Source organism: Alicyclobacillus vulcanalis (assembly GCF_900156755.1).
Lineage (GTDB): Bacteria > Bacillota > Bacilli > Alicyclobacillales > Alicyclobacillaceae > Alicyclobacillus > Alicyclobacillus vulcanalis.
Genome location: NZ_FTOO01000015.1, coordinates 1 through 25,227, shown reverse-complemented (window position 1 = coordinate 25,227; position 25,227 = coordinate 1). Strand labels below are relative to the sequence as shown.

Genomic DNA, 25,227 nt, shown 5'->3' with positions numbered 1-25,227 from the left:
GAGAGGCAATTCGCCGTACAACGCTGTGTGTGTAGAGCACCTTCTCGAGCGTGGAAGCCGAAGAACGCTGCTCTTGCAACCATTGTTGCGCCAGGTTTCCTGATGATGGAACATTGACGGGCGCGGGTGTGGCATTTGCACTCGTTGTGTCGGCCGTTGCCACTGGCCAACCCGCAAGGGCCATCGCTGCGGTCACGGACAGGGCTGCGAACGGAGTTTTCTTCAAAGTCTCATCCTCCTCATGACAAAAAAGTAGATAAGAGATGATCGGATCATAATCTGAGGATCCATAATTGTAAATACCCATTTTTTAAGGGTGAGTCATCTTGTGGTGGGGGGTAAATTCCAGGGGCGTTTGTTCGTATTCAAAAACGAGGACGCATTTCTCCGGATCCATTTTCGAAGAAGTGGACCATGTCGGGGAAACCGACGAAGCCATGCCCGAGGGTGGAATGTAATTGTGAAGCGCATGCGTGGCACTGAGATGCCACCTGACTAGAAGCGCGAGGTGCAGCCTTTTGTCCCGCACCTGCATCCCGCCTGAACCTTCATGTGAAGTGAGCGGAGCCCCTATCAACGCTCACCGTTCCCTCCCTTCACGAGGCTTCATGACCTTGCATCATGTCCATCATCAGTCAAACGTTCTCATGCGTCGTACGCAAATGCTAAGTGCCCCGATGGCCATCGTGCCAAGGCCAACAACCATCAGCACAACAGGCGCGCCTGACTTGTCAGACCAAAGTCCTGCGAGTACCATCGCCAGCGGCGTGGCTAAGTTTCCGACGGAATCCAAAGTTCCAAGCACACGTCCTTGGAGATCCGGGGCTACAAGTGTCCGTATGGCCACCGTAATGAGAATGCTCACGAACGCAAACGCGAAGCCGGTTAGAAAGATAAAGGGTAAAGCAAGCATGGGCTTATGCACCAAGGACACCGATCCCATCAGGAGACCCGCTAATATTGTGGCGAGGCCCATCCAAGCCCAGCGTTTTCGTATGTGATGACCTAGAGCCATGAGCACGCCGGATCCCGCCGCAAATCCGAGTGGGAATGCTCCTTGAATCGTGCCCAACTCGGTCGGGGTCGTTTTCCAGGTTAAGACCGCAATCGTTGGAATCAGTAATGTGGCTCCATATGAGAAAAAGTTTAAGCAGAAGGCGAAAATTGTAATGTAACTTGCGATAGCATTTTTGGACACGAAGACAACGCCGTTCACTAAATCCTTGAGGAACTTTGATTTTTTGGCCGTTTCTATATGAGGGTTGGGAAAAGGTTTGGCAGCAAGCACAAACAGCGCTGAAACTGCAAAACTTATCGCATCCCCAATCAATGCAGCTGAAATACCGAACCAGGAAACGATACTCCCCCCTAAAACGGGCCCTAGCACTCGCGATAACATGATTGCCACCTGTAAAGCGCTGCTTGCCCGAGGCAGACCTTGCTCTCCAACGATGTGAATTAAGGAGGCAGAAAAAGCGGGATCGCGAAACTGAGAAGCGGCAGAGAGCAGTGCCAGCAAAACAAGGAGCTCCCAAAAAGGCGCTTTGGATAGGATGAGGTAGATGAGCATCCCTACGATCATGGACTGAATGAAATCAAACATCACCATCAATTTGCGCCGGTCCACTCTGTCCACAACCGTACCGGCAACAGTGCCAAGCGCAACAGACACCATCATGCGTACAGCTAAGACGACGGACATGGCGGCTGGGCTTTTCGTGGTCATGAGGACCCACAGGGTGATGGCAACGGTATTGAAGGTATCCCCAAAAGAAGAAATGGTTGTTCCGGTCAAGATGAGCCAAAAGCTGTAGTTGTTCGAAAGTCGTCCAGGTGAGCCAGCCTGCGTATCCATGACGGTATCTTCATGATTCATATCATCACCTGTTGCGGCGGGAGTGTGGTGTCCGCAAACATGGACTGCCCCCTCAAGAGCATCACGGCGAAGACAATGGCTAACAGGGGATGTTCCATAATTGTGGACGAGATGGATGGCTTCATCCATGCACGCCTGTATGCAGCAAGCAAGCCAATCCAGTCGATGGCATGGTCCCTGTGTGTCGTCTACGTGTGAACAACGCTGTGAAAGCGAAGGTGAGGACGTGCGAGCGACAGTTCCCTTGAGCACCGTCTGGGCTTTCCGCGAAAAAGCTAGACCATGACGCAGAATCCGTCGTATGCCAAAAAAGTAGATAAAATATAATCAAATCTTAATTTGTTAACGGAAATTTGTCAATGAACCGTTTGAGGGGGAATTCGTCATGAACAGGCGCTCGTCAGTGGATGCATCGTTCTGCGTAGCGTGGGCTTTTCCGGGGGGAGTTGCGCGCAGACGATGTGACAACACGGCTGAGGCGCCGCTAGAGGCCGGCATGGCGTCCTGACGCGAACCTATCCCATCACCATGCCGCTCGATGGAGAAGTGTAGGACTCAGAAAATGGCCTCATCTGACTTTTGATACTAGCATTTTCCTTGCAGAAGTCAAGGGCTCGTGTGGCGTGAAAAGAAAGGGTGGCGCGTGGAAGAAAAACCAAATGCGCGCGCAGCCCCCGTGGACACCACCCTGATTTGAGGAATGCGCGCGCATGGGTGACAAACTGATCATAGCATGGAACACGAAATTGTGGGAAGGTAATTGTTGATTTTATAACCACAGGAACGGTTGTTTAGGCGCAAACTTCCTAGTGCCGATGGCGCTCCACCGGGCGCACATTCCGTTTGAACACGAACATGCGCATGAAGACGTACGACGCGGAAGACGAAACGAACATCGCACCGCCCTTGGCAAGGTTGCTGCCGAGCATGTAGGGGAGCCCTCGGTGCGTCACGAGATAATCGTTTGCGCCCACCAGAATCGCGTCGTTCAGCACCAGGTTGATCAGCGACTGAAGCGCAAACTTCATTTTCTCTTGGCGCGATCCCGTCGCGATGTCACCAAAGGTCCAGAATCGATTCCATAAATAGCTGTTGCAGATGGCCGCCATCACACCCAACGTGTTGTAAGCCATCAGCGCCAGCGGTGAACGGGTTGGAAACGCCACGAGGAGCGCATTTAGCACGCCGAGATCGACGGCCGCGTTCATCACGCCGACGAGCAGAAACTTGAAGTAGCGCCGCACATAGCGGTAGACGACGCGCACCGCGTACACCATTTGACCCCTCTTTTGTCGCTCTTCTCGGTCATCCCCATACTTCGTGCGCGATTTCGACGACGTGACGAAGTTTTGCCCACTGTTCCTCCTCGGTCAACAGGTTGCCTTCTTCGGTGGACGCGAAACCGCACTGCGGGCTGAGGCAAAGCTGCTCAAGCGGGACGTAGCGGCTCGCTTCGTCGATTCGCCGCTTCACCTCGTCCTTGTCTTCAAGCGCTCCATGTTTGCTTGTGATGAGCCCCAGGACGATGGAGAGCGTCTTGCGCTTCACAAAACGCAGCGGCTCAAACCCGCCTGCTCGTTCTGTATCGTATTCGAGGAAGAAACCGTCGATGTCGAGCTTCTGAAACAGCGTCTCGGCGACGGGTTCATACCCTCCCGATGAAATCCAGGTCGAACGGAAGTTTCCGCGGCAGATGTGCATGGTGATGGTCATGTCCGCGGGTTTCGCCTCGAGTGCCTTGTTGATGGTCTCTGCGTATTTGGACTCCAGGCGCTTCGGATCGCGCCCCTTGGCGATCATCTGCTGCTTTTGTTCCTCGGAGCACAGGTACGCCCAGGCCGTGTCGTCGAGCTGCAAGTAGCGACAGCCTGCCGCGTAAAAGGCGCGGATGGCGTCCTGATAGGCCAGGGCGAGATCGTGAAACAGCTCATCCTCATCCGCGTAGACGCCGTTTTGAAGTTCGCCGCGGAAATGAAGCATGCTGGGGCTCGGGATGGTCATCTTCGCCATGTGTTCGCCCGCGGCGTCCAGCAGGAAGCGGAAGTGCGCAAGCATCGGATGATCCTTGGGGAAGCCGAGCTTTCCCACCACGCGGATGGCGCGTGGGCGCGTGGTGACATTGTGAAACTGAATACCTCCCTCGCGCGGTTCGTACCCTTCCACGCCTTCGAGGTGTTCCAGGAAGTCGAAGTGCCACCACGACCTGCGCAACTCGCCGTCCGTCACGGCCGCAAGGCCAATTTCCTTTTGCTTGTCCACAATCTTACGGATGGATTCGTTTTCCACGGCCGTCAAGGCATCGCGGTCGATCTCGCCAGCGAAAAAGCGCCGTCGCGCCTCTTTCACCGGCTCGGGGCGCAGCAGGCTCCCCACCTGATCCGCCCGAAACGGGGGGTTATGGCCCAGATTCACGCGTGACATTGCCATCATCCTCATCATTCAACATTCTCGTCGGTTGGACGAGGTCATCGTACCACAAACGCGCGTGATGGCGCATGCGACGTCAAAAGTGCCCATGTGGATGGATCCGCCATGGAGACCAGCGAACGACGGCTCAAGCCAAATTGCGATTCGGCTCCCTCTTTTTTTAACTATAAATGTAAGACTCCTCCCTTTATACTGTCGATTAACTAGAAAGAACAGAATCGACAGACACAGGGAGGGTTCCGCATGCGAGCGCTCGCACATTTGGCCATTGGCGCCATCGCGTCCGGCGTTTTCGCTGCACCTGTCGCTTTTGCCTCGCCGGTTCAGGAACGCGTGGTGGTGGCCTCGCCCGATCCGCGGACGCGTAGCGTTCACGCGGATGGCGAAATTTCACCGTCGCAGCCGATGCACTTGGTCATTACGCTTCGCCTGCGCCACGAGGCGCAGCTCGAGCAGCTGATTCGAGACCTGTACACGCCGGGATCGCCCGATGCAGGTCACTTCTTGACGCCCGCGGCGTTTAACGCGGCGTATGCACCGACGGCTGAGGACGTGCAGGCCGTGGTCCAGGGGCTGCGCGCATACGGCCTCCGCGTTGAGCCGACGGTAAATCCCATGGTGCTGACCGTGAGTGGACGGGCCCGCGACGTCGAGCGAGCGTTTGGCGTGCATGAGCTCCAATTTGGGCGCGGAGCTGGCGCATGGTACGCCCCGGATGGTGCGGCCACGCTGCCTGCACCGCTCGCCGCGCGCGTGTCGGCCGTGGTAGGCCTGACGAGCGACGCGATGGAGCGCCACCTCGTCCTGGCGCACGTCGCGCCGGCAGGAGGTGGCTACACGCCCGCGCAAATTCAGCGCGCCTACGACTATACGCCGCTCTACAGCCAATACATGGGGCGCGGACAGGTCATTGCGGTGGTGACTTCCGGCTCGGTGCTCCGCTCCGACCTGCTCGCGTTCGATCGCGCCTTCGGGCTTCCGAATCCGGTGGTGCGCCAGCGGGTGATCGACGGATCGTCCACGTCTCCCGACGACGAGACCACCCTCGACTGCGAGTGGGCGCATGCCATCGCGCCGACGGCATCGCTCGCCGTGTACGAGGCCGCTCAACCGGACGCGCAGTCGTTCATCGATGCGTTTGCCCAGGTGGCGGCGGACGATGGCGCGCATGTGGTCACGACGAGTTGGGGAGCGCCCGAGTCGGAGACCGACGCGGCGACCATGCAGGCGGAGCACCAGATCTTCATGCAGATGGCCGCCCAGGGGCAGAGCGTGTTCGCCGCGGCGGGCGACAGCGGATCGTCGGACGGAACAAGCGGGACGGACGTCGACTATCCGTCGTCGGATCCGTATGTCACCGCGTGTGGCGGGACGAGGCTCGTTCTTGGTGCGGGTGCAAAGCGGCTGCAGGAGACGGCGTGGGCCGACACGGGCGGCGGCGCGAGCTCGGTGTACGGAGAGCCGTGGTGGCAATATGGCCCGGGCGTGCCGCAGACGGGCTATCGGCAGACGTGCGACGTCGCCCTGAACGCCGATCCGGCCACGGGCTACGATTTCATCTATGAGGGTCAGTGGGAGGTGGCCGGGGGGACGAGCTTTGTCGCGCCGATGATGGCCGCGACGTTTGCGCTCATCGACCAAGCGCGTGCCCTCGAAGGTAAGCCACCCGTTGGGCTCGCAGACGTCGGCATCTATGCGATGGCGCGCAACGCGTCCTACGCGCCGTACGCATTCCACGACATCACGGCCGGATCGAACGGCGCGTACAGCGCGGGCCCGGGATGGGATCATCCAACCGGCTTTGGTTCCATCGACGCGTACTACTTTTTGCACGGGCTCGACTGACGGCGCAACGGAACTCGTGGGGCGCTGCCTCCTTCTGGGCGAACATCGCCATCCAGCGCCGCGTTCGACAACCGGGTTGGTGAGGGCATTTGCGCGGATTCAATCCGGTTTTGAAGCGGATGTGCTACACTCAAGCGTTGTGAGTGGGGAGGCGATCGCATGAGCCATCATAAGCACTGGATTGTCGAGTCCATCTGTCCGCGGTGCGAGAAGACGAACGTCATCGAGGTGCCGGAGGGCGAGCTGGTGGTGCGGGTGCATTGCCAGCACTGCGAACATGGCTACGACTACAATCACATCGTCCGCGAGCACAAAGAGGTCGATGTCGACGACTGAGCTTTGCTCGCGTCGTCGCGTTGAAAACCGTACGCTTTGCCGCATGTTCGGCCGTCCCGCGAGGGGCGGCCTTTTCACGTTTTCTCCGGGGGCTCCACCGCGAGTCGGTAGCCCACACCCGGCTCGGTCACGATGCGCCAAGGGCGGGATGGATCGTCCTCCAGTTTCTTGCGCAGGTGGCCGATGTAGACGCGCAGGTAGTGGGCGGCGTTGTCGGGATCGACGTCGCCCCACACCTGGCGCAGGAGCTGGCGCTGCGTCACGACTTTGCCTGCGTTTTGCGCCAAGAGTTTCAGCAGATCGTACTCGATGGGCGTGAGTTTGACCGCCTCGCCGTACAGCTCGACGCGCCGCTCAGCCAAGTGGATGGAGAGGCCCGCGGCTTCGATGACGGGCTCGTCCTCGACGCGCGCGGCGTGCCGGAGTGCGACGCGGATGCGGGCGAGGAGCTCGCCCATCCCGAACGGTTTGACGACGTAATCGTCTGCCCCTGCGTCGAGCGCCGCAATCTTGTCGGTCTCGGCGTCGCGCACCGTCAGCATGATGACGGGCATCTGCGACCACTCGCGCAGTCGGCGGAGAACCTCGACGCCCTCGATGTCCGGCAGGCCCCAGTCGATCACGGCGAGATCGGGCCGCTTCGTGCTGGCGATGACCAGCGCCTCCTCGCCAGTCGACGCTTCGAGGACCTCATATCCGTGTCCCCTGAGCGCGATCTGCATGAGCTTCAGAATCGCGCGTTCATCGTCCACGACGAGAATTTTCGCTCCGCTCAACGATGTTCCGCCTCCTTTGGCGCTTCGCGCGCCTCAAGCCGTATGCGAAACGCGGTGCCGGGATGCATCCGCTTCACCTCAATCTTCCAACCGTGAGCCTCGACGACGGCCCGCACGATGGCGAGGCCGAGGCCGGTCCCGGGCAAACTCTGCACCGATCGGCCGCGATAAAACTTGTCGAATACGCGGTCGACTTCGTCTTCCGGGATGCCCATGCCGTAGTCACGGACCTCCACGGTCGCCTCCGTTCCCTGAGCCGTCACGAGGACGTCAATCGGGGCGCCGGGCGGCGAGTATTTGGCGGCGTTCGACAAAAGATTGACCAGCGCCTGTTGAAACAGTGCCTCGTCCACCTCGGCGATGGGCGATGGGTCAGGTGCCTGCACGCGGACGGGGTGGTCGGCGGTCAGTTCGGACACTTCGCGCAGGGCGCCGCGGATGAGGTCGGCGAGATCGGACGGGCGCCGGTTGAGCACAAGCAGACCGCCTTCGATGCGCGCCATGCCGATGAGATTCGCGACCAGGCGGTTCATGCGGAGGGCGCTGTTGCGGAGGGTCAGCACGAGCTCGCGCCTATCGGCCGGATCGAGCGACGCCTTTGGATCCATGAGGGCTTCTGACGCGCCGAGCATGGTGGTGATGGGGGTGCGCAGCTCGTGCGAGATGGAGTTCAGGATGGCCGTTCGAACGCGCTCCGACTCCGCCGCGACGTCGGCGAGCCGGGCGCGCTCCTCGGACGCGATTCGGCTGAGGGCGATGGCCACCAAGTTGGCCATGGCCCGAAGAATATCGACGATCTCGCCGCGCGTGGCGAGCCGAAACTGCCCGGGCTCGCCGACGACGAAAGCGCCGTACACCTCGTCCTGCGCGCGAATGGGCACATAGAGAAACGCCGCCTGGCCATGGGCTTTGGACCCGAAGCTGGCGAGATCGCCGTGGCGCAACACCCAGTCGAGGACCTGCCGGTCAATCACGGGGTCGGCCTCGTCACCGGGGAGAGCTCGAAGGTCAAAGCCCGTCGGGCGCTTGAGGGCGATGTAGGCGTGCGTTTGCCACAGTTCTCGCACCTGCTCCAGCGCCGTTTGCACGACGTGCGCCTCGTCCATCGCGGCCGTCAGGGCGCGGCTCATGCGAAACAGCGTCTGCGCAATGCGGGCGCGCTGGCTTGCCTCTTCGGCTCTTCGCCGCATGGTGGACGCGAGCCCCGCCGTGGTGATGGCCACCACGAGAAAAACCGCGAACGACACGAGGAAGCGCAGATCGCTCACGGCGTAGCTGAAGATAGGGGGCACGAAGAAGAAATCGAACGACATGAGTCCCAAGCAGGCCGCAAACACGCCGGGCCACAGGCCGTACACGGCCGCGGCGATCACGACAGGGATCAGGTAGAGCATGGCGATATTGACGCGATCGTAGTGAAAGTCGAGCAAAAACACGAGGCCGGTGAGGAGGGCGTCCATGCCGCACACGGCGGCATACGCCTGGACGGCGCGGCCGGGCCGCGGCGTGGCCAGCTCGCCGGGGCGCCCTTCCTGCCACCACGTGGGCCATGTCGAGCGCAGGATCTGCCATTTGGGGGTGAATCGCACACGCATCCACTCCGTGCGGCGCGGGCCGCAGACGTTCTCTCTCCAGAAGGGTAACCCGCGGATGACCCGTTGCCAACGATTTTTATGCATTTTTTACGCTTCCCGCGCGGAATCATCATCCGAACCCTCATACCGGGCTGGATAGACTGCGGAGTGTCGGCTGGGAGGAGGGAGACGTGTGGAGGATGTCGTGTCGGTCGCGCTGTTTTTCGCGGTGTTCGCCATCTTGTACGTCATTCATCGATCTTTCGACCGTTCGTAGGGAGGCGTGACGATGTGGTTTTTGCTCGTGTTGTCCGTCGCGGTGATGGTGTATCTCGTCTATGTGATGTTTCACCCCGAGAAGTTCTGATTTCTGTGCGATGAGTTCGAAGACATGACAGGCAAGGGGAGGCACGTCCAGTGACAGCATCCGGCATTGTCGCCATCCTGCTCGTGGTGCTCGCGCTCGTTGCGTGCGCGTGGCCGCTTGGAGGTTATCTGTATCGAACCTTCGCGGGCGAACGGGTTCGGCCGGACGCCGTGATGGCGCCTGTCGAGCGCACCATCTACCGGCTCATCGGCGTCAATCCCGACGTCGAGATGGACTGGAAAGCGTACCTGCGCGCCATGATGGTGTCGAACCTCGTCATGGCGCTCTTCGCGTACGCCGTCTTCCGGCTCCAGGGGGCGCTTCCGCTCAACCCTGCGCATATTCCGGCGATGCCCCCATACCTCGCGTTCAATACGGCGGCGAGCTTTATCACGAACACCAACTGGCAGAACTACGCGGGCGAGCAGTCGCTGTCGTATTTGAGCCAGATGATCGGGATCACGTTCCTGCAATTCACGTCTGCCGCCACAGGGCTCGCCGCCGCCATGGCGTTTTTGCGCGGTCTGAGTCGCCAGAAGACGGACGCGCTCGGCAACTTCTGGGTCGATCTCGTCAAGGCGCACACCCGCGTCCTGCTGCCGATTGCCGCGGTGCTCGCGCTCCTGCTCTTGGTGCTCGGCGTCCCGGAGACGCTCTCGGGACCCGCGGTTGTGCACACCCTCGCTGGCAGCATGCAAACCATCGCCCGCGGTCCGGTCGCCACGCTCGAAGCTATTAAGCAGCTAGGGACCAACGGCGGTGGATTTTTCAACGCCAATTCGGCGCATCCCTTCGAAGATCCGAACGTGTGGACCTGCATTCTCGAAATCATGGGCATGGGCCTCATTCCCACCGCCCTCGTCTTCACCGCAGGCTATTTTCTCCGCAGCCGCCGCTTGGCTTGGGTGCTCTGCACGCTGCTCGGCGCCATCCTGCTTTTGGGCACGTACGTGGTCTACGCGTACGAGGCATCCGGCAACCCTATCCTGGCACATGCGCTCGGCGTGCACGGCCCCAACATGGAGGGCAAGGAGGTCCGCTTTGGCCTGCCGCTGACGAGTTTGTTTGTCGCCACGACCACCGCCTACACGACGGGCGCCGTCAACGCCATGCACGACAGCCTGATGCCCGTAAGCGGCATGGTGCCGCTTCTCTTCATGATGTTCAACCTGATCTTCGGCGGAAAGGGCGTTGGGCTGCTCAACATCCTGATGTTTCTCATCATCGCCGTTTTCATCTCCGGGCTCATGGTCGGAAGGACGCCAGAGATTTTCGGGAAGAAAATCGAGGCTCGCGAGATGAAGCTTGCCACCGCGGCGATGCTCGTCCATCCGTTTGTAATTCTCGTGCCAACGGCCATCGCCATGGCCATGCCATCTGCCCGGGCCTCGATGGGGAACCCCGGACTGCATGGCTTTACCGAGGTCTTGTACGCCTTCACGTCTGCCGCGGCCAACAACGGCTCCGCGTTCGCAGGGTTGAATGGCAACACGCCGTTTTACAACATCGCCATCGGGCTCGTGATGCTCTTTGGGCGCTACGTGTCGATCATCGCCATGCTCGCCATCGCAGGTTCGCTCGCCGGCAAGGCGCGCATTCCCGAGACGTCCGGGACGCTCAAGGTTGACACGTTTGCCTTCGGCTACGTGTTCGTCGCCGTCTTCGTCATTGTCGGCGCACTGACCTTCTTCCCGTACCTGGCGCTCGGCCCCATCGGCGAACAGCTGCAGCTCGCGTGAAAGGAGAGTCTTCATGGCACGTCAACGCTCGTTCGATCGCGCCCTCGTCATGCGCGCATGTGTCGATTCGTTCCTCAAGCTCGACCCGCGCGCCATGGTGCGCAATCCCGTCATGTTTGTCGTCGAGATCGGCATGGCGGTGACCCTGGCGCTCACCTGCGATCCGAACCTGTTTGGCTCGGTCGTGCGCCCGGGCGACATGGCCCATGCGCGCGCCTACGATCTCGCCGTGACCGCCATTCTCTTCGTCACGCTGCTCTTTGGCAACTTCGCCGAGGCGATCGCGGAGGGCCGCGGGAAGGCCCAGGCCGAGGCGCTGCGCAGGACCAAGACGGAACTCATGGCGAACGTCCAGCGGGACGGGCGCTACGAGCGAATTCCCGCCTCCGATCTGCGCAAAGGCGACATCGTGAGGGTGACCGCGGGGGAGCTGATCCCCGCGGATGGCGAGGTCATCGAGGGCATCGGCAGTGTGGACGAATCCGCGATCACCGGCGAGTCCGCGCCAGTCATCCGCGGCGCAGGCGGGGACTTCAGCTCCGTCACCGGCGGCACGAAGCTGCTTTCCGATGAACTCATCATCCGGGTCACGGCCAACCCCGGCGAGACCTTCCTCGACAGGATGATCGCGCTCGTCGAGGGCGCGTCGCGGCAGAAGACACCGAACGAAATCGCGCTTTCGGTGCTCCTCGCGGGGCTGACACTCATTTTTCTCATTGTGATTGACTGTCTGCCGCCCATCGCGAAAGGCCTCGGGGCGCACGTGGACGTCGCGACGCTCGTGGCGCTTTTGGTCTGCTTGATTCCGACGACCATCGGCGCGCTCTTGTCCGCCATCGGCATTGCGGGCATGGATCGCGTCATTCGCTTCAACGTGATCGCCAAATCCGGGAAGGCCGTGGAGGCAGCCGGCGACGTCGACACCCTCATTCTCGACAAGACGGGGACCATCACCATCGGCAACCGGCTCGCATCCGCGTTTCTACCGGTCCAAGGCGTCGACGAGCGCGCCCTCGCCGAGAAAGCGGCGCTTTGTTCGCTCTTCGATGAGACGCCCGAGGGCCGCTCCGTCGTCGACCTGGCCAAACAGCTCGGCGTTTCTCTCCGGCGCGAGAATTACGCCCATGCGCGCAACGTCGAGTTTTCGGCCGACACGCGCATGTCTGGCCTCGATCTGCCAGACGGGACCCGCCTGCGCAAAGGGGCGGCCGACGCGATGAAGCGCTACGTTTTGGCGCAAGGAGGCCAGATTCCCGCCGATCTCGACGCGGCCGTGGAGCGCGTCGCCAAAGAGGGCGGCACACCGCTCGTGGTGGTCGAGAATCAGCGCGTGTATGGCGTCATCTACTTGAAGGACATCGTCAAGCCGGGCATCCGCGAGCGGTTCGAGGAACTGCGCAAGATGGGCATCCGCACCATCATGTGCACGGGTGACAACCCACTCACCGCGGCGACGATCGCGCGCGAGGCGGGGGTCGACGAATTTGTGGCTGAGGCAAAGCCGGAGGATAAGATGCGGCTCATCCGGCGCGAACAGGAGCAGGGCCGGCTCGTGGCCATGTCGGGCGACGGCACCAACGACGCGCCCGCGCTTGCTCAGGCCGATGTCGGGCTCGCGATGCAAAGCGGCACACAGGCGGCGAAGGAAGCCGCGAACATGGTCGATCTCGACTCCGACCCGACGAAGCTCATCGAGGTGGTGGCCATCGGCAAGCAGCTGCTGATCACGCGCGGCGCGATCACGACGTTTTCGATTGCGAACGACGTCGCAAAGTACTTCGCCATCATCCCGGCGATGTTCACCAGTTTCTTGCCTGCGCTCGGCGCGCTGAACGTCATGCATTTGACGAGCCCGCGGAGTGCCATCCTGTCGGCGCTCATCTTTAACGCCGTCATCATTCCGCTGCTCATCCCGCTCGCCATGCGCGGCGTCAAGTACAGGCCGACGAGCGCGATGCACCTGTTGATGCGGAACTTGCTCCTGTACGGCGTCGGCGGCGTCATCGCCCCCTTCATCGGGATCAAAGTCATTGACGTCGTTCTGCACGCGCTTGGCGCAGTGTGAGAAAGGAGACATGAGCCGTGGTCAATGTGTGGAGAAGCCTTCGCTTTACCCTCGTGTTCGCGTTGCTCCTGGGCATCGTGTACCCGCTCTTCTTCGTGGCGCTCGGGCGGATCGCATTCCCTTGGCAGGCGCAAGGGAGTCTCGTATCCGCAGGCGGCCGCGTGGTGGGATCCAAGCTGATTGCCCAGCCGTTTCCGCAGCCCATGTGGTTCCAACCGCGTCCGTCCGCGGTGAACTACAATGCGGACGGCTCGGGCGGATCGAATCTCGGACCCACAAACCCGGCGCTGGTGCAGGAGGTTCGGCAGAATCTGAAGGCTGTGCTGCGTGAAAACCCAGGGCTTCAGGTGAGCCGGATCCCGACAAGCATGGTGGAGTCTTCTGGGTCGGGGCTCGATCCCGACATCGACCTGGCGGACGCGTACGATCAAATTCCGCGCGTCAGCCAATCGACGGGGCTCTCACAAGCGTGGCTTCGCGCACTCGTCGAGCGCGACGCGGTGTACCCGGCCCTCGGCCTGTACGGGGAGCCGATGGTCAACGTGATGGAGCTCAACCTGGCCATTTGGGCTAAGCTTCATCCCGGCGCGCAGGTGGGGAAAGCGACATGACGGAGGCGCATGGGGCGGGTGGGCTTGGCGGATCGAAAAGGCGGGGGCGCCTACGGGTATTCGTCGGCGCGGCGCCAGGCGTGGGGAAGACGTACACGATGCTTCGCGAGGCGCGCCGGTTGCGGGACGAGGGCGCGGACGTCGTGATTGGCTGGGTGGAGACCCACGGCCGCTCTGCGACGGAAAAGCTGCTCGACGGGCTGGAAGTGGTGCCCCCGCGCGTGTACAAGGTAGGCCAGGCCACCTTTGAGGAGCCGGATATCGACGCGATTCTCGCGCGGCGCCCGGAGGTGTGCGTGATCGACGAACTGGCCCACACGAATCCGCCGGGTGCCATGCATGAGAAGCGGTACGAAGATGTCATCTATCTGCTGCAACGCGGCATCTCGGTGATGACAGCCTTCAACATTCAGCACCTGGAGTCGGTGCGGGATGAGGCGCAGAAGCAGCTCGGACTGCGCGTGCGCGAGGTGGTGCCGGATTGGTTTTTGCGCGAGGCGGACGAGGTTGCGGTCATCGACGTGACGCCCGAGACGCTGCGGCAGCGGTTGCGCGACGGCGAAATTTATCCGCCGGAGAAGGTGGACGCCGCGCTGCACAACTTCTTTCGCATCGACCGCCTCGCGTGGCTCCGCCAGATGTCGTTGAGAGCGGTGGCCGACGACGTGGACGAACGCCTGGAGCAGTCGTACGAAAGGCGCGCCATTCCGGGGCCCGTCGGCGCGAAGGAGGTCGTGCTCGTCTGCGTGAGCCATCCGGATCGAGCGGCGACCCTGATTGAGCGCGGCCGAAGGATGGCCATGCGGATGAAAGGGGATTTGTATGTCGTGTTCGCGGCCGAAACGGACGAAGATCGCATGACGGATCGGGCGCGCGCCGACGTCGAGACCCTGAAGCACCTCGCCGAGCTGCAGGGGGCCGAGTGGCTGCTTGAGCCGAAGCGGGATCGCCCGGTGGGAGAAGTCATCCTGCGGGTCGCGCGGCGCGTGAATGCGACGCAGGTGGTGATGGGCCAGCCGCGGCGAGGCACGTCGCGGCGGCTCCTGGCGTGGCATCATCCCGTGCACTACCTGCTCAAGCACCTCCAGTACGTCGACCTCCGCGTCGTTGGCTGGCGGCCGCTGTCGCCGCAGGCGCGGGAACAGCGCAACTTGGCGAGCGAGCGCGTCGTGCGCGAGCGGAAGCTTCCGGGCAAGCTCACGCTTTACATCGGCGCGGCGCCGGGCGTGGGCAAGACGTACCGCATGCTGCAGGATGCGCACGACTGGAAGGCGCGCGGGATCGATGTGGTGATTGGGCTCATCGAGACGCACGGCCGGGCGGAGACCGAGGCGCAGATCGGCCAGCTCGAGCGGATTCCGAAGCGGCGGATCGAATACGGCGGGAAGGTGTACGAGGAGCCCGATCTCGCCGCAATTCTCGCGCGCCGGCCGCAGGTGGTGCTCATGGACGAGCTCGCGCACACCAATGCGCCGGGCAGCTTGTTCAAAAAGCGGTATCAGGACGTGTTGTACCTGATGGAACACGGCATCGACGTCGTGTCCGCCGTGAACGTCCAGCACCTCGAAAGCCTGAAGGATCGGGTCGAACACATCACCGGCGCGGCCATCCGCGAGCGCGTGCCGGACTGGTTTGTGAAGCTGGCCAGCGAGGTGAAGCTCATCGACGTGAGTCCAGAAACCCTGGTGGAGCGGTTGCTCGAGGGGAAGATTTATCCACCCGAGAAAGTCGAGCAGGCCTTGGCGCACTTCTTCCATCCCGCCCATCTCGCGGCGCTGCGCGAAATTGCCCTCCGGGAAGTGGCGGATGTGGTGGACGGGCGCATCGCCACGCCGCCTGACGATCCGGAGCGAATCTTGGTCTGCGTCAACTACCGTCCCCACTCCGAAGCGCTGATTCGCCGCGGTTGGCGCATTGCGGACCGGCTGCAGGCCAAGCTGTACGTGCTCGTGGTGCAAACGGAGTTCCCGCTTTCCGCGCAGAGCGAGCGAGATTTTCAGGCCGTGCGCGATCTCGCCGAGCAGTTCGGAGCCACGTTTCTGCTCCAACCCGCGCTGCACAAAACGGTAGGTCAGGTAATTGTGGAGACCGCCGCCGCCGAATCCGTGTCGCAGATCGTCATGGGGCAGCCTATCTCCCGCGGATGGTCGATGCGGCTCGCCCATCGGCCCATCGCTTACGTGCTGAACCAGGCGGAATTTGCCGATCTCCACATCGTCGCTTACGCCGGGCGATGGTCGCAACCTTCGGCCTAGGCCGAAGGGGTGGCCGTCCGCGCTCATGGGGGCCAGCCGCGAACAGGGGTAGAGGGCGCTTCTCGGCGGCGGAGGCGTTCAGGTGCGCTGCAGCTTTGCGAGCGGCACGAAATCGTAGCCCATTGCGACGGCGACCTCAAGCACGTACGGCAGCGCTTCCGGCGTGCCCTTGGCAAACGGCCCCGCGTGCATGAGGATGATGCCGCCAGGCGTGAGCTTAGGCAGCACGTTGGCCGCGATCGTGGGACCGGGGATGCCCGACCAGTCGACCGAATCGATGTCCCACAACACGACCTCCTCGTGCATCGAAGCTGCGATGCGGCGGACGCGCGCGTCGATGTCGCCATAGGGCGGCCGAAAGTAACGGACCGGACCGGGAACGACCTTCTGAATCGCTTCCACAGCCTCCTTGAGTTCCTTTTCGATCTCGGCGTCCGTGAGCTTCGTGAGATAGGGATGCGTCATGGTGTGATTGCCGATCTCGTGACCCGCCTCGTGGATGGCCTTCAGCACCTGTGGAAACCGCTCGACCTGTTGGCCGATGCAGAAAAACGTCGCGGGAACGCCGTAGTCGCGCAGGATCGACAGAATCCTGGGCGTCATGGTTTCGTCCGGGCCGTCGTCGAACGTGATGGACAGGTGGCGAGGAGTCGCGGACGAAGCTTGTGTGGGACGCTGCATGCGGGGGGCCTCCCTCGGCTGGTTTTTCGAACTTTGCCAAAAGTATTATACTAGCGCCGGCAAGGTCTAGCGCTCATCGAGTTGGAGGGAACGACAATGGAAAAGAGGACACTGGGCGGAGAACTGCAGGTTTCCGCGCTCGGCCTCGGATGCATGGGCATGTCGGACTTCTACAGCGGACGCGACGAACGGGAGGCCATGCGCACGCTGGAGAAGGCCCTGGAGCTCGGCATCACCTTTTTCGACACCGCGGACATGTACGGCGTCGGCGAGAATGAGAAGCTCGTCGGGCGAGCGCTTCGGCCACACCGCGATCGCGTCATCATCGCCACGAAGTTCGGCAATGTCCGCGCGCCCGACGGGACGTTCCTCGGCGTCAATGGCCGCCCGGAATATGTGAAACAGGCGTGCGACGCGAGCTTGAAGCGCCTGGGCGTCGACGTGATCGACCTGTATTACCAGCACCGCGTCGATCCCAACGTGCCCATCGAGGAGACGGTCGGGGCGATGTCGGACCTCGTCCGCGAGGGAAAGGTCAGGTATTTGGGGCTGTCCGAGGCGGGGCCCGAAACCATCCGCCGCGCACACAAGGTGCATCCCATCACGGCGCTGCAGACGGAGTATTCGCTGTGGAGCCGAGACGTGGAGGACGAGATCCTGCCCACCGTGCGCGAGCTTGGCATTGGCTTTGTGGCGTACAGTCCTCTCGGCCGTGGCTTTTTGACCGGCGCCATTCGCCGGTTCGAGGATTTGCCCGAGGACGACTATCGCCGCCACTCGCCGCGCTTTCAGGGCGAGAACTTCCAGAAGAATCTCCGGCTCGTCGAACAGGTCGAACGCCTCGCGCGCGAGAAGGGATGTACCCCGGCTCAGCTCGCCCTGGCGTGGGTGATGGCCCAGGGGAACGATATCGTGCCGATCCCCGGGACCAAGCGGGTCAAGTATCTGGAGGAAAATGTAGGAGCTCTTCAGGTGTCGCTGACGGCGGAAGAACTTCGCGAGATCGACGCCATCGCACCCAAGGGCGTCGCTGCGGGCGACCGTTATCCAGAAGCCAACATGCGACTGTTGGGAATTTGACGTCCCAAATGAAGCGGCGGGTGAGCGCGCCGAGCGGTTGACGTCCGCTCGGTCAGCGCCGCTTCGCCGTCAGTCGCGACGGCGCCACGGCCACAATACCGCATATGCCGATGGCGAGGAGGATGCAGGCCGCGGCACATACCCCGCCAAAACGAAACTGATCCCACACACTCGCGCCAATCAGCGATCCCAGAGCGCCCCCGAGGAAGTAGGCCACCATGTAGATGGAGTTGACCCGGCTTCGCGCTTCGTCCGAGAGGCTGTAAATGCGAGCCTGATTGGAGACCTGCGTCCCTTGAACGCCGAGGTCCATCAGCACGACGCCCAGTGCCAGCCCCGCAAGGCTATGCCGGAACGCAAAGAGCAACCCAAACGAGGCGAGCGTCACGCACGCCGCCAGGCGGGCCGTCCACACGGCCGGCAGGCGCGACGCGAGATGCCCTGCGTAGGGCGCGGCCAAAGCGCCTGCTACGCCCGCGAGCCCAAACAAGCCCGTCGCGCCGGGGCCCAAGTGAAAGGGCGGGCCGGCGAGGTACAGCGACAAAACGGTCCAGAACGAGCTAAACGCGGCAAACGACATCCCACCCAAGAGAGAGGCGTCCCGGAGATCCGGGTAGCGGCGGATCAGGTGAACGAGCGACCACAACAGTTGGCCGTAGGGCGTCCGCGTTTCCGGCGGAGATGCGGGCAAGCTGAGGCGCAGAACTGCGGCGAGTGCCACCATGCAGGCGGCCGCGATGGCATACATGGCGCGCCAGCCAAGCCCCTGGCCCACAAGTCCGGCAAAGGTGCGGGCGAGCAACACGCCGATGAGCAGACCGCTCATCACGGTTCCAACGGTACGCCCTCTCTCCTCAGCTGGCGCGAGGTGCGCGGCATACGGTACGACGAGCTGCGGCACGATGGTCGCGGCGCCAACCACGAGGCAGAGCGCGGTGAGCCAGACCAGGTTGGGCGATCCGGCCAGCAGGACGAGGCCCGCCGCCGTGGCGAGGCACATCCGGACGATGAGACTTCTCCGTTCCAAGCTGTCACCGAGCGGGACAAACAGAAACAGTCCCAACGCGTAGCCGATCTGCGTCATAGTCGCCGCAAGTCCCACCTGCCAAGACGCCGCGCGAAAATCCACTTGGATCTCGTGCAGCAAGGGTTGCACATAGTACAGATTCGCGACGGCGACCCCAGCCGCAACGGCCATCGTGAACACGAGCCGGCGAGACAGCCTCGCGCTTGGAGCGGGTTTCGGCTGCTGTAGAGACACGTGCCCCACCTCCCGTTTTACTGCCACCAAAATCATAGTGAGTTTGACGCGCATCTCCAAATGTCGCGATGCTGGGCGCGCGCCCAGGCCAGGCAGGCGCTATGGGCATAGGCTGATGTCGAGATCGCCATCCATTGAGGAGTGAAGCGAGATGCTCATTCATGTCGTCGAGCCTGGAGACACGCTCTGGGAACTGGGCAGGTTGTACCACGTGTCGGCAGCGGACATCGCGGCCGCCAACGGCATTCGCAACCCGGAGCAACTGGTGGTAGGGCAGGCGCTTGTCATCCCGGCGCGTCAGGGCGAGGTCACGGGCGCCGATCGGAGGACGATTGAAGTCAACGCGTACTTCGTTCAGTTCACAGATCCGGCACCGCACCAGCTAGACGTGTTGGCGCCGGTGCTGACGTACGTGTCGCCCTTTTCGTATCAGGCGGAGACCGACGGTTCCGTCAAGGCGCGCTCGGACGAGACGCCGCTCGTCAACGCCGCGTTGAGTGAAGGTGTGACGCCGATGTTGGTGTTGACCAACTGGCACGGCGACAGGTTTAATTCGGACGTGGCTCGCGAAATTTTTGCATCTCCCTCGGTGCAGGAGACCATCATTGAGAACGCGCTGCGCATCATGGGGGAAAAAGGGTATCGGGCGCTCAATCTCGACTTTGAGTACGTCTATGCGCAGGACCGCGACTTGTACAACGCGTTCGTTGAGCGCTGCGCCGAGCGCGTGCACAAGGAAGGGTATCTGTTGTCGAGTGCGCTTGCGCCGAAGACGTACGCGGATCAGCCCGGTCTTTTGTACGAGGCGCACGACTATCATTGGCATGGGGAGTTGTGCGACTTCGTCGTGTTAATGACCTACGAGTGGGGCTGGATTGGCGGCCCGCCGATGCCTGTGTCTCCCGTCGACCAAATTCGCAAAGTGTTGAACTACGCTGTCACCGCGATTCCGCGCGACAAGATCATGCTTGGGGTCTCGGTGTACGGTTATGATTGGACGCTCCCATTTCGGCCCGGCACGCGCGCCAGGACTTTGACACCCGTGCAGGCCGTGAACCTCGCGTATGAACAACACGTGCCGATCCAGTATGACCTTCGGGCGGAAGCGCCCTACTTCACCTATACGGACACAGAGGGGCGCCATCACATCGTTTGGTTCGAGGACCCGCGCAGCTTTCAAGCAAAAGAGGACTTGGTTGTCGAATACAACTTGCGCGGCATGAGCTTCTGGTCGTATCCGACAAATTTCCCCCAGGTGCCGTTGCTGGTCAACAACCAGTTCAACACCAAGAAAAGGGCGGCAAACGCACGCGTCTAAACGGAGCTGAGTGAGCCAAGGCGCTCTGCCGCTGTGCGGCAGGGCGCTTTTGGCGCGCCTTGGCGCTGGGCTGGCGCGGTGGTCTCTCTTGTCGAGAATGGAGCTGAGGGGAACTCACCCGAGGCCGCGACGATCCGACCAGAGGTAGCAAAAAAATACGGGTTCACTTAGTTGTTTGTGTTGACAAACTAGGTTCGCGTCTGGTATGCATAGATCAGGTTGCAGCGGCGCCGGTCGATGCTGAGTGAATTCGCGAGATATTGATGGCGCTTTCGCGGCAACGATGGTAAGCGGTTGCGCGATGTGCAGGTGCAAATCCATCGAGGGGGTATTTCGGAGTGGCAAAGAAGACATGGAAAAAACATGCAACTTGGATGGCGGCTGCGGCTGTCGTCACGGGGATCGTCGCTGGATGCGGCACGCAAACGACCAACAACCAGGGCGGATCGTCCACCGGGGCCGCGGCTGCGGTCAATCCGCACCCGAGCGTCACAATCGCGTTTCTGATGCCGGAGACCAACACCTCGCCGCGCTGGGAGTACGATGATCGCCCCGACTTCATCGCGGCGATGAAGAAACTGGATCCCAACGCTCACGTCATTTATGCGAACGCGCAGGGTTCCGAAGCCACACAGATGCAGCAGGTGGAAAGCGCCCTCACACAAGGTGCAAAACTGCTGGTCGTGGCGCCCGTAAACGGGTTTGAGGCCGCGAACATCGTCAACGAGGCGGCGCGCTCACACGTGCCTGTGATTTCGTACGACCGCCTGATTCAGAACGCCAAGGTGGACTACTATGTCTCGTTTAACAACGTCGAGGTCGGCAAGCTGCAAGGCGAGTACATCGCCCAACACACGAAGAAGGGCGGCACCGTGGTCATGTTGGACGGCGCACCGACGGACCCGAACGCCAAGCAGTTTGCGCAGGGCGCCCATGAGGTCCTGGACCCGCTCTTCAAGTCGGGCAAGCTGAAGCTCGGCTACGAGCAGTACACGCCGAACTGGGATTCGCAGCAGGCCTTGACGGAGATGCAGCAGGCCCTCACCTCGCTGCATAACCACGTGAATGCCGTGTTGGCCGCAAACGACAACCTGGCGGGCGCGGCGATTCAGGCGCTCGAACAACAGCACATCAAGGGCATTCCGGTGACGGGGCAGGACGCCACGGACGCGGGTCTCCACCGCATTTACTACGATGGCACGCAATCGATGACTGTGTATAAGCCCATTTACGAAGAGGCGGACGCCGCGGCGCAGCTGGCCTACGACATCATCACGGGCAAGAAGCCGCCGGCATCCCTCGTCAATGGCACGGTGAATAACGGCAAAGTCAACGTGCCTTCCGTGCTCCTGCAGCCCATCGTCGTGACGAAGGCCAATATCCAGAGCACGGTCATCAAGGACGGCTTCACGACTTGGGCGCGCATCAAGAACCCAGCTGAACAGCAATAAACGGTTGAGGACCGGCGCCGGAGCGCACGCGACGTGTTCTCCGGCGCTTTTTCACGACGAGAGGAGGCGCGGTACGTGACCACGGAGACCCAAACGCAACCGGTCCTCGAAGTGCGCAACCTTCGCAAGCGCTTCGGCGCTGTGCAAGCGTTGAGCGGCGTTTCGTTTTCGGTCAACAAAGGCGAGATTGTGGCGCTGGTCGGCGACAACGGCGCCGGCAAGTCGACCACCATCAAGATGATTTCGGGCGTCGAGCAGCCGGACGAAGGCGAGATTTTGTTCGAGGGCCAGCCGGTCCGCCTGACGAGCCCGGCCGTCGCGGAGAAGTACGGAATTCAGACCGTCTACCAGGATCTCGCGCTCTGCGACAACCTGGACATTGTATCCAATTTATTTCTCGGCCGTGAGCTGCGGCGAACCCTCATTCCCGGTCTGGTGCGCGTCGTGGACCGCAACGAGATGGAGAAGCGCGCCATTCCCGTGCTGAATGAACTTGGCATTCGCCTGCCCCCATTGCACACCCAGGTGGCATCGCTCTCAGGAGGACAACGCCAGACCGTGGCTGTGGCGCGATCCGTCCTGTGGGGTTCGAAGCTGGTGATGCTCGACGAGCCGACGGCTGCCCTCGGCGTCGTGCAGCAACGCGCCGTGCTCGAGCTCATTCAGCGCCTTGCGGCGAGCGGCCGGGCGGTGCTCGTCATTTCGCACAACATGAGCGACGTGTTTAAGATTGCCCACCGCATCGTCGTGCTACGGCTGGGGCGGACCGTCGCGACGTTCGAGCGGGACGCGGTCACGCCCGAGCAGGTCGTGGCGGCCATCACGGGCGCATCGGCGCAAGAGGAGGTCACGTCGTCATGACAGTCAACATCGGTGAGGCCAAAGACCTCAAGACGCCCGCGGCGCGCAGCACCTCGGTGTTCGATCGCGTCATCGGCGGGGAATTTCAGCAGTTGCCGGTGTTCTTATCGCTGATTCTTATCTGGATTGTGTTTGAAATCCTGAACAACAGCTTTCTGACGAGCCGCAACCTGTCGAACTTGGTCCTGCAAATGGCGGAATACGGCCTGCTCGGCATCGGGGAGACGCTCATCCTCTTGCTCGGCGAGATCGACCTGTCGATTGCAGCGGTGAGCGCCATTGGCGGGGCAGTGCTCGCGGTGCTCGCCGGCATGAATGTGAATCCGTACGTGGCTATCCTGGCGGGCGTCCTGAGCGGAACGGTGCTGGGGCTGTTCCAGGGATTCTGGGTGACGGTGCTGCGCGTGCCCTCGTTTATTGTGACGCTCGCCGGATCGCTCGGTTTCTTGGGCCTGTTGTTCGTGCTCATCGGGCAGGAGGGCACGGTGCCCATCATGAACAACACCATCAACGCCATTGCGGGCAACTACCTGCCGGATTGGCTGAGCTGGGTGCTTGTGGCGGTGGCCATCGTGGCGATGGTATGGGCGACTCTGCGGGATCGGGCCAAGCGGCAGCAGCTCGGGCTGTCGCAGAAGTCGGCAGCCTCGACCTGGACGAAGCTCGTGTTGAGCGCGGTTGTCATGGTGGGCGCCACGATTTTGCTGAACGCCTATCAGGGCGTTCCGATTGCCGGGCTTGTGCTCATCGTGTTTGTGGTGCTGTTTGCGTGGCTGTGTCAGAGCACGTCGTTCGGCCGCCATATCTACGCCGTCGGCGGCAACGCCGAGGCGGCGCGCCGGGCCGGTATCAACGTGAAGGGCGTGCGCGTCATGGTGTTCACGCTCGCGGGCACGATGGCGGCCATTGGCGGCATCGTGGGCGCGTCGCGGCTGGGTGCGGCGTCCACGGCGTCTGGCGGGAGCGATTTGTTGATGGACTCCATTGCGGCGGCCGTGATCGGCGGCACGAGCTTGTTTGGCGGCTACGGCAGCGTGTGGAACGCGCTGCTCGGCGCGCTCGTCATCGGGAGCATTGAAAACGGCATGGCGCTCCTGAACGCGCCGACGAGCACCAAGTATCTCGTGGAGGGCGCGATTCTGCTCTTGGCCGTCACGTTCGACACGTTCACGCGGATGCGGAGGAAACAGCTCGGCAAGTGACGCGGCCGGTACAGGGCGGTGGTAATCCCGTTCGGCGGCTGCGTGGAGCTTCGCAGTGGCAGCATTCAAAACCCCCAGCGCGCTTCGTCCGCGCTGGGGGTTTGTTCACGCAGAGGTGCTTCGAGGAGCGCGCAGTCTTCGCCAAGGTGACGATCCGTCCCGCGGTAGAAGATGATGCACGAGCGTCATCAGGAAAAGGGGAAGCGCGGTGTTCGGATCGGTCCCCGTGCCGCCGATCACGCCGAAATCCTGTCCAAGCCACCAAACGGCGAGCAGCACGACGCTCGTCGCGACCTGAATCGTGCGCGACTCAGGTGCGATGAACCAACCCAGTGCAAGCGCAAGTGGAATGGCGACGAACAACGCGTTCCACCATGGGCCGCCGTGGGACAGGGCGTGGGCGAAGGCGTATAGCGGCGCTGCCATGGCGTGGGGCTGAGGAATTTGAGCCATGCTCATCTCCATCTGGGAGAGCGCGTGGGCCGACCAGTAGCCTGCGCTTGGGAGAGCCTGAAGGAGAGCGCTCGCGCCGAACCATCCGGCCATCCACCACTGCATGCGATGCTTGACGCGGCCTTGTCGCCAAGTTTCGCCTTTGGCTAAAAGGATGAACGCCAGGGCGGCGTAAACCAAGACGGAACCTGGGCTGCCCATCAGCCACGAACCGCCGCTCAAGACCTGACCAAATCCTTCGCCGAAGGCCCACACCACGAACGACCACACGATGGAGAGCCGTAAGGTGAGTCGGCCAATGAAGCGCCGCGGGCCTGCAAGGATGCCGACGCCAAGCAGAATTTGTATCCAGACGGTCAGTGAATCAAACCAGAGCGGGCGGGAAGTAAACACGAGCTGAGTCACAGAGAGAAACGCGTCGTTCACCCACTTCGGCTGCCCCGCCATGACCGGCTGAATGACGGATGTGAAGAACTGGGTACCAAGCGCTGGCTGCGCCTGCAGCAGGCCATCCACAATCCAAAGTGACCCGAGGGACCACACGGCAAGTGTGCGCGCACGGGCCTGAGCCGGATCGACGTCGTAGAGCGAGCCGCTCGATGACGCGCCCCGCGGCTCCAACCCGAACTCCTGGCGAAAGCCTTCGCCGTGCGTTCGCCAAAAGCGCATCACGAGATAGACGATCATCGCGACGCCGAGCAGCACCGCACCCTCGATGGCGAGCAACCTGTAGAAGGCCGCGACCGTGTGCACGGGCGGCGCGCTCGACATGCCCATGTCACCCAACAGACACACCACCCTTCACTTGCGCACGCGCGCGCAGAACATTGCGGGCAAGCCCATGAGTCCAAGGATATGGTACGGCCGCCGTGTGGCCTCAGCCAGCCGGACCGTGGAGGGGGACGTGAACAATTCGCAAAGGATCATGTTCCACCGTGCGCCAGGGACGGGCCCGAGCGTATAAAGTTTGAGTAGGGTTTGCTTCTGGGAGGATTCTCCGAGGCAAAAGAGAAGAGACCTCACTGAGACAAGAAAAAGCCCGCGTTGCA

General features: G+C 62.0%; 20 protein-coding genes. 12 read left to right on the top strand and 8 right to left on the bottom strand.

Annotated elements, in window-relative coordinates; genetic code table 11:
• Positions 1-631 precede the first annotated feature (631 nt).
• The 3 genes from BW934_RS13735 to BW934_RS13725 form a co-directional block, all read right to left on the bottom strand.
• Complete coding sequence (locus tag BW934_RS13735) at positions 632-2,005, bottom strand: MFS transporter (protein WP_084182620.1); 1,374 nt, start codon at positions 2,003-2,005, stop codon at positions 632-634.
• 677 nt (positions 2,006-2,682) lie between these two features.
• On the bottom strand, positions 2,683-3,153 hold the full coding sequence (locus BW934_RS13730; protein WP_076349061.1) for a GtrA family protein: 471 nt from the start codon (positions 3,151-3,153) through the stop codon (positions 2,683-2,685).
• Positions 3,154-3,181: 28 nt separating this feature from the next.
• On the bottom strand, positions 3,182-4,297 hold the full coding sequence (locus BW934_RS13725; RefSeq protein WP_076349059.1) for a 5-methyltetrahydropteroyltriglutamate--homocysteine S-methyltransferase: 1,116 nt from the start codon (positions 4,295-4,297) through the stop codon (positions 3,182-3,184).
• Positions 4,298-4,546: 249 nt separating this feature from the next.
• Between BW934_RS13725 and BW934_RS13720 the strand changes: the two genes are divergently transcribed.
• Both BW934_RS13720 and BW934_RS15120 read left to right on the top strand, forming a co-directional pair.
• Positions 4,547-6,148: a S53 family peptidase gene (locus BW934_RS13720; RefSeq protein WP_076349057.1), complete on the top strand. Its 1,602-nt coding sequence runs from the start codon at positions 4,547-4,549 to the stop codon at positions 6,146-6,148.
• A gap of 159 nt (positions 6,149-6,307) precedes the next feature.
• On the top strand, positions 6,308-6,484 hold the full coding sequence (locus BW934_RS15120) for a hypothetical protein (RefSeq protein ID WP_200805764.1): 177 nt from the start codon (positions 6,308-6,310) through the stop codon (positions 6,482-6,484).
• Positions 6,485-6,558: 74 nt separating this feature from the next.
• Here BW934_RS15120 and BW934_RS13715 read toward each other — a convergent pair whose 3' ends face one another.
• On the bottom strand, positions 6,559-7,260 hold the full coding sequence (locus tag BW934_RS13715; RefSeq protein WP_076349055.1) for a response regulator: 702 nt from the start codon (positions 7,258-7,260) through the stop codon (positions 6,559-6,561).
• Positions 7,257-8,939, bottom strand: coding sequence for a DUF4118 domain-containing protein (locus tag BW934_RS13710; protein WP_234969836.1), 1,683 nt, complete (start codon positions 8,937-8,939; stop codon positions 7,257-7,259). Before BW934_RS13710 ends, BW934_RS13715 begins: the two co-directional genes overlap by 4 nt.
• A 184-nt stretch (positions 8,940-9,123) precedes the next feature.
• Between BW934_RS13710 and kdpF the strand changes: the two genes are divergently transcribed.
• Genes kdpF through BW934_RS13685 form a run of 5 tightly spaced genes read left to right on the top strand, consistent with a single transcriptional unit; the run spans position 9,124 to position 15,871 of the window.
• Complete coding sequence (gene kdpF, locus BW934_RS15520) at positions 9,124-9,201, top strand: K(+)-transporting ATPase subunit F (RefSeq protein WP_143232682.1); 78 nt, start codon at positions 9,124-9,126, stop codon at positions 9,199-9,201.
• Between the two features lie 50 nt (positions 9,202-9,251).
• A complete protein-coding gene (kdpA, locus tag BW934_RS13700) occupies positions 9,252-10,940 on the top strand; it encodes a potassium-transporting ATPase subunit KdpA (RefSeq protein ID WP_076349051.1) in 1,689 nt (562 codons plus the stop codon).
• Positions 10,941-10,953: 13 nt separating this feature from the next.
• Positions 10,954-13,005 (top strand): potassium-transporting ATPase subunit KdpB, encoded by a 2,052-nt coding sequence (kdpB, locus tag BW934_RS13695; RefSeq protein WP_076349049.1) that lies wholly within the window; start codon positions 10,954-10,956, stop codon positions 13,003-13,005.
• Positions 13,006-13,022: 17 nt separating this feature from the next.
• Positions 13,023-13,616 carry a potassium-transporting ATPase subunit KdpC gene (kdpC, locus tag BW934_RS13690; RefSeq protein ID WP_076349047.1) on the top strand — a complete coding sequence of 198 codons (594 nt, stop codon included), beginning with the start codon at positions 13,023-13,025 and terminating at the stop codon, positions 13,614-13,616.
• Positions 13,613-15,871, top strand: a complete 2,259-nt coding sequence (locus tag BW934_RS13685; RefSeq protein ID WP_076349045.1) for a universal stress protein — start codon at positions 13,613-13,615, stop codon at positions 15,869-15,871. The genes kdpC and BW934_RS13685 overlap by 4 nt, the downstream gene beginning before the upstream one ends.
• A 78-nt stretch (positions 15,872-15,949) precedes the next feature.
• On the opposite strand, the gene BW934_RS13680 is transcribed toward BW934_RS13685, so the two are convergent.
• On the bottom strand, positions 15,950-16,552 hold the full coding sequence (locus BW934_RS13680) for a polysaccharide deacetylase family protein (RefSeq protein ID WP_076349043.1): 603 nt from the start codon (positions 16,550-16,552) through the stop codon (positions 15,950-15,952).
• 96 nt (positions 16,553-16,648) lie between these two features.
• Here BW934_RS13680 and BW934_RS13675 point away from each other — a divergent pair, with 96 nt between their 5' ends.
• Positions 16,649-17,632, top strand: coding sequence for an aldo/keto reductase (locus BW934_RS13675; RefSeq protein WP_076349041.1), 984 nt, complete (start codon positions 16,649-16,651; stop codon positions 17,630-17,632).
• 52 nt (positions 17,633-17,684) lie between these two features.
• On the opposite strand, the gene BW934_RS13670 is transcribed toward BW934_RS13675, so the two are convergent.
• Positions 17,685-18,893, bottom strand: a complete 1,209-nt coding sequence (locus BW934_RS13670; RefSeq protein ID WP_234969835.1) for an MFS transporter — start codon at positions 18,891-18,893, stop codon at positions 17,685-17,687.
• A gap of 151 nt (positions 18,894-19,044) precedes the next feature.
• Between BW934_RS13670 and BW934_RS13665 the strand changes: the two genes are divergently transcribed.
• From BW934_RS13665 to BW934_RS13650, 4 genes are all read left to right on the top strand, one after another.
• Positions 19,045-20,211 (top strand): glycosyl hydrolase family 18 protein, encoded by a 1,167-nt coding sequence (locus BW934_RS13665; protein ID WP_076349037.1) that lies wholly within the window; start codon positions 19,045-19,047, stop codon positions 20,209-20,211.
• Between the two features lie 338 nt (positions 20,212-20,549).
• On the top strand, positions 20,550-21,662 hold the full coding sequence (locus BW934_RS13660) for a sugar ABC transporter substrate-binding protein (protein WP_076349035.1): 1,113 nt from the start codon (positions 20,550-20,552) through the stop codon (positions 21,660-21,662).
• A 75-nt stretch (positions 21,663-21,737) separates the two neighbouring features.
• Entirely contained in the window at positions 21,738-22,523 is a 786-nt protein-coding gene (locus BW934_RS13655) for an ATP-binding cassette domain-containing protein (protein WP_076349033.1), read from the top strand.
• On the top strand, positions 22,520-23,725 hold the full coding sequence (locus tag BW934_RS13650; protein WP_076349031.1) for a sugar ABC transporter permease: 1,206 nt from the start codon (positions 22,520-22,522) through the stop codon (positions 23,723-23,725). The genes BW934_RS13655 and BW934_RS13650 overlap by 4 nt, the downstream gene beginning before the upstream one ends.
• Positions 23,726-23,830: 105 nt before the next feature.
• Here the strand turns inward: BW934_RS13650 and BW934_RS13645 are convergent, their stop codons facing one another.
• Entirely contained in the window at positions 23,831-24,955 is a 1,125-nt protein-coding gene (locus BW934_RS13645; RefSeq protein WP_143232680.1) for a hypothetical protein, read from the bottom strand.
• Between the last annotated feature and the right edge of the window lie 272 nt (positions 24,956-25,227).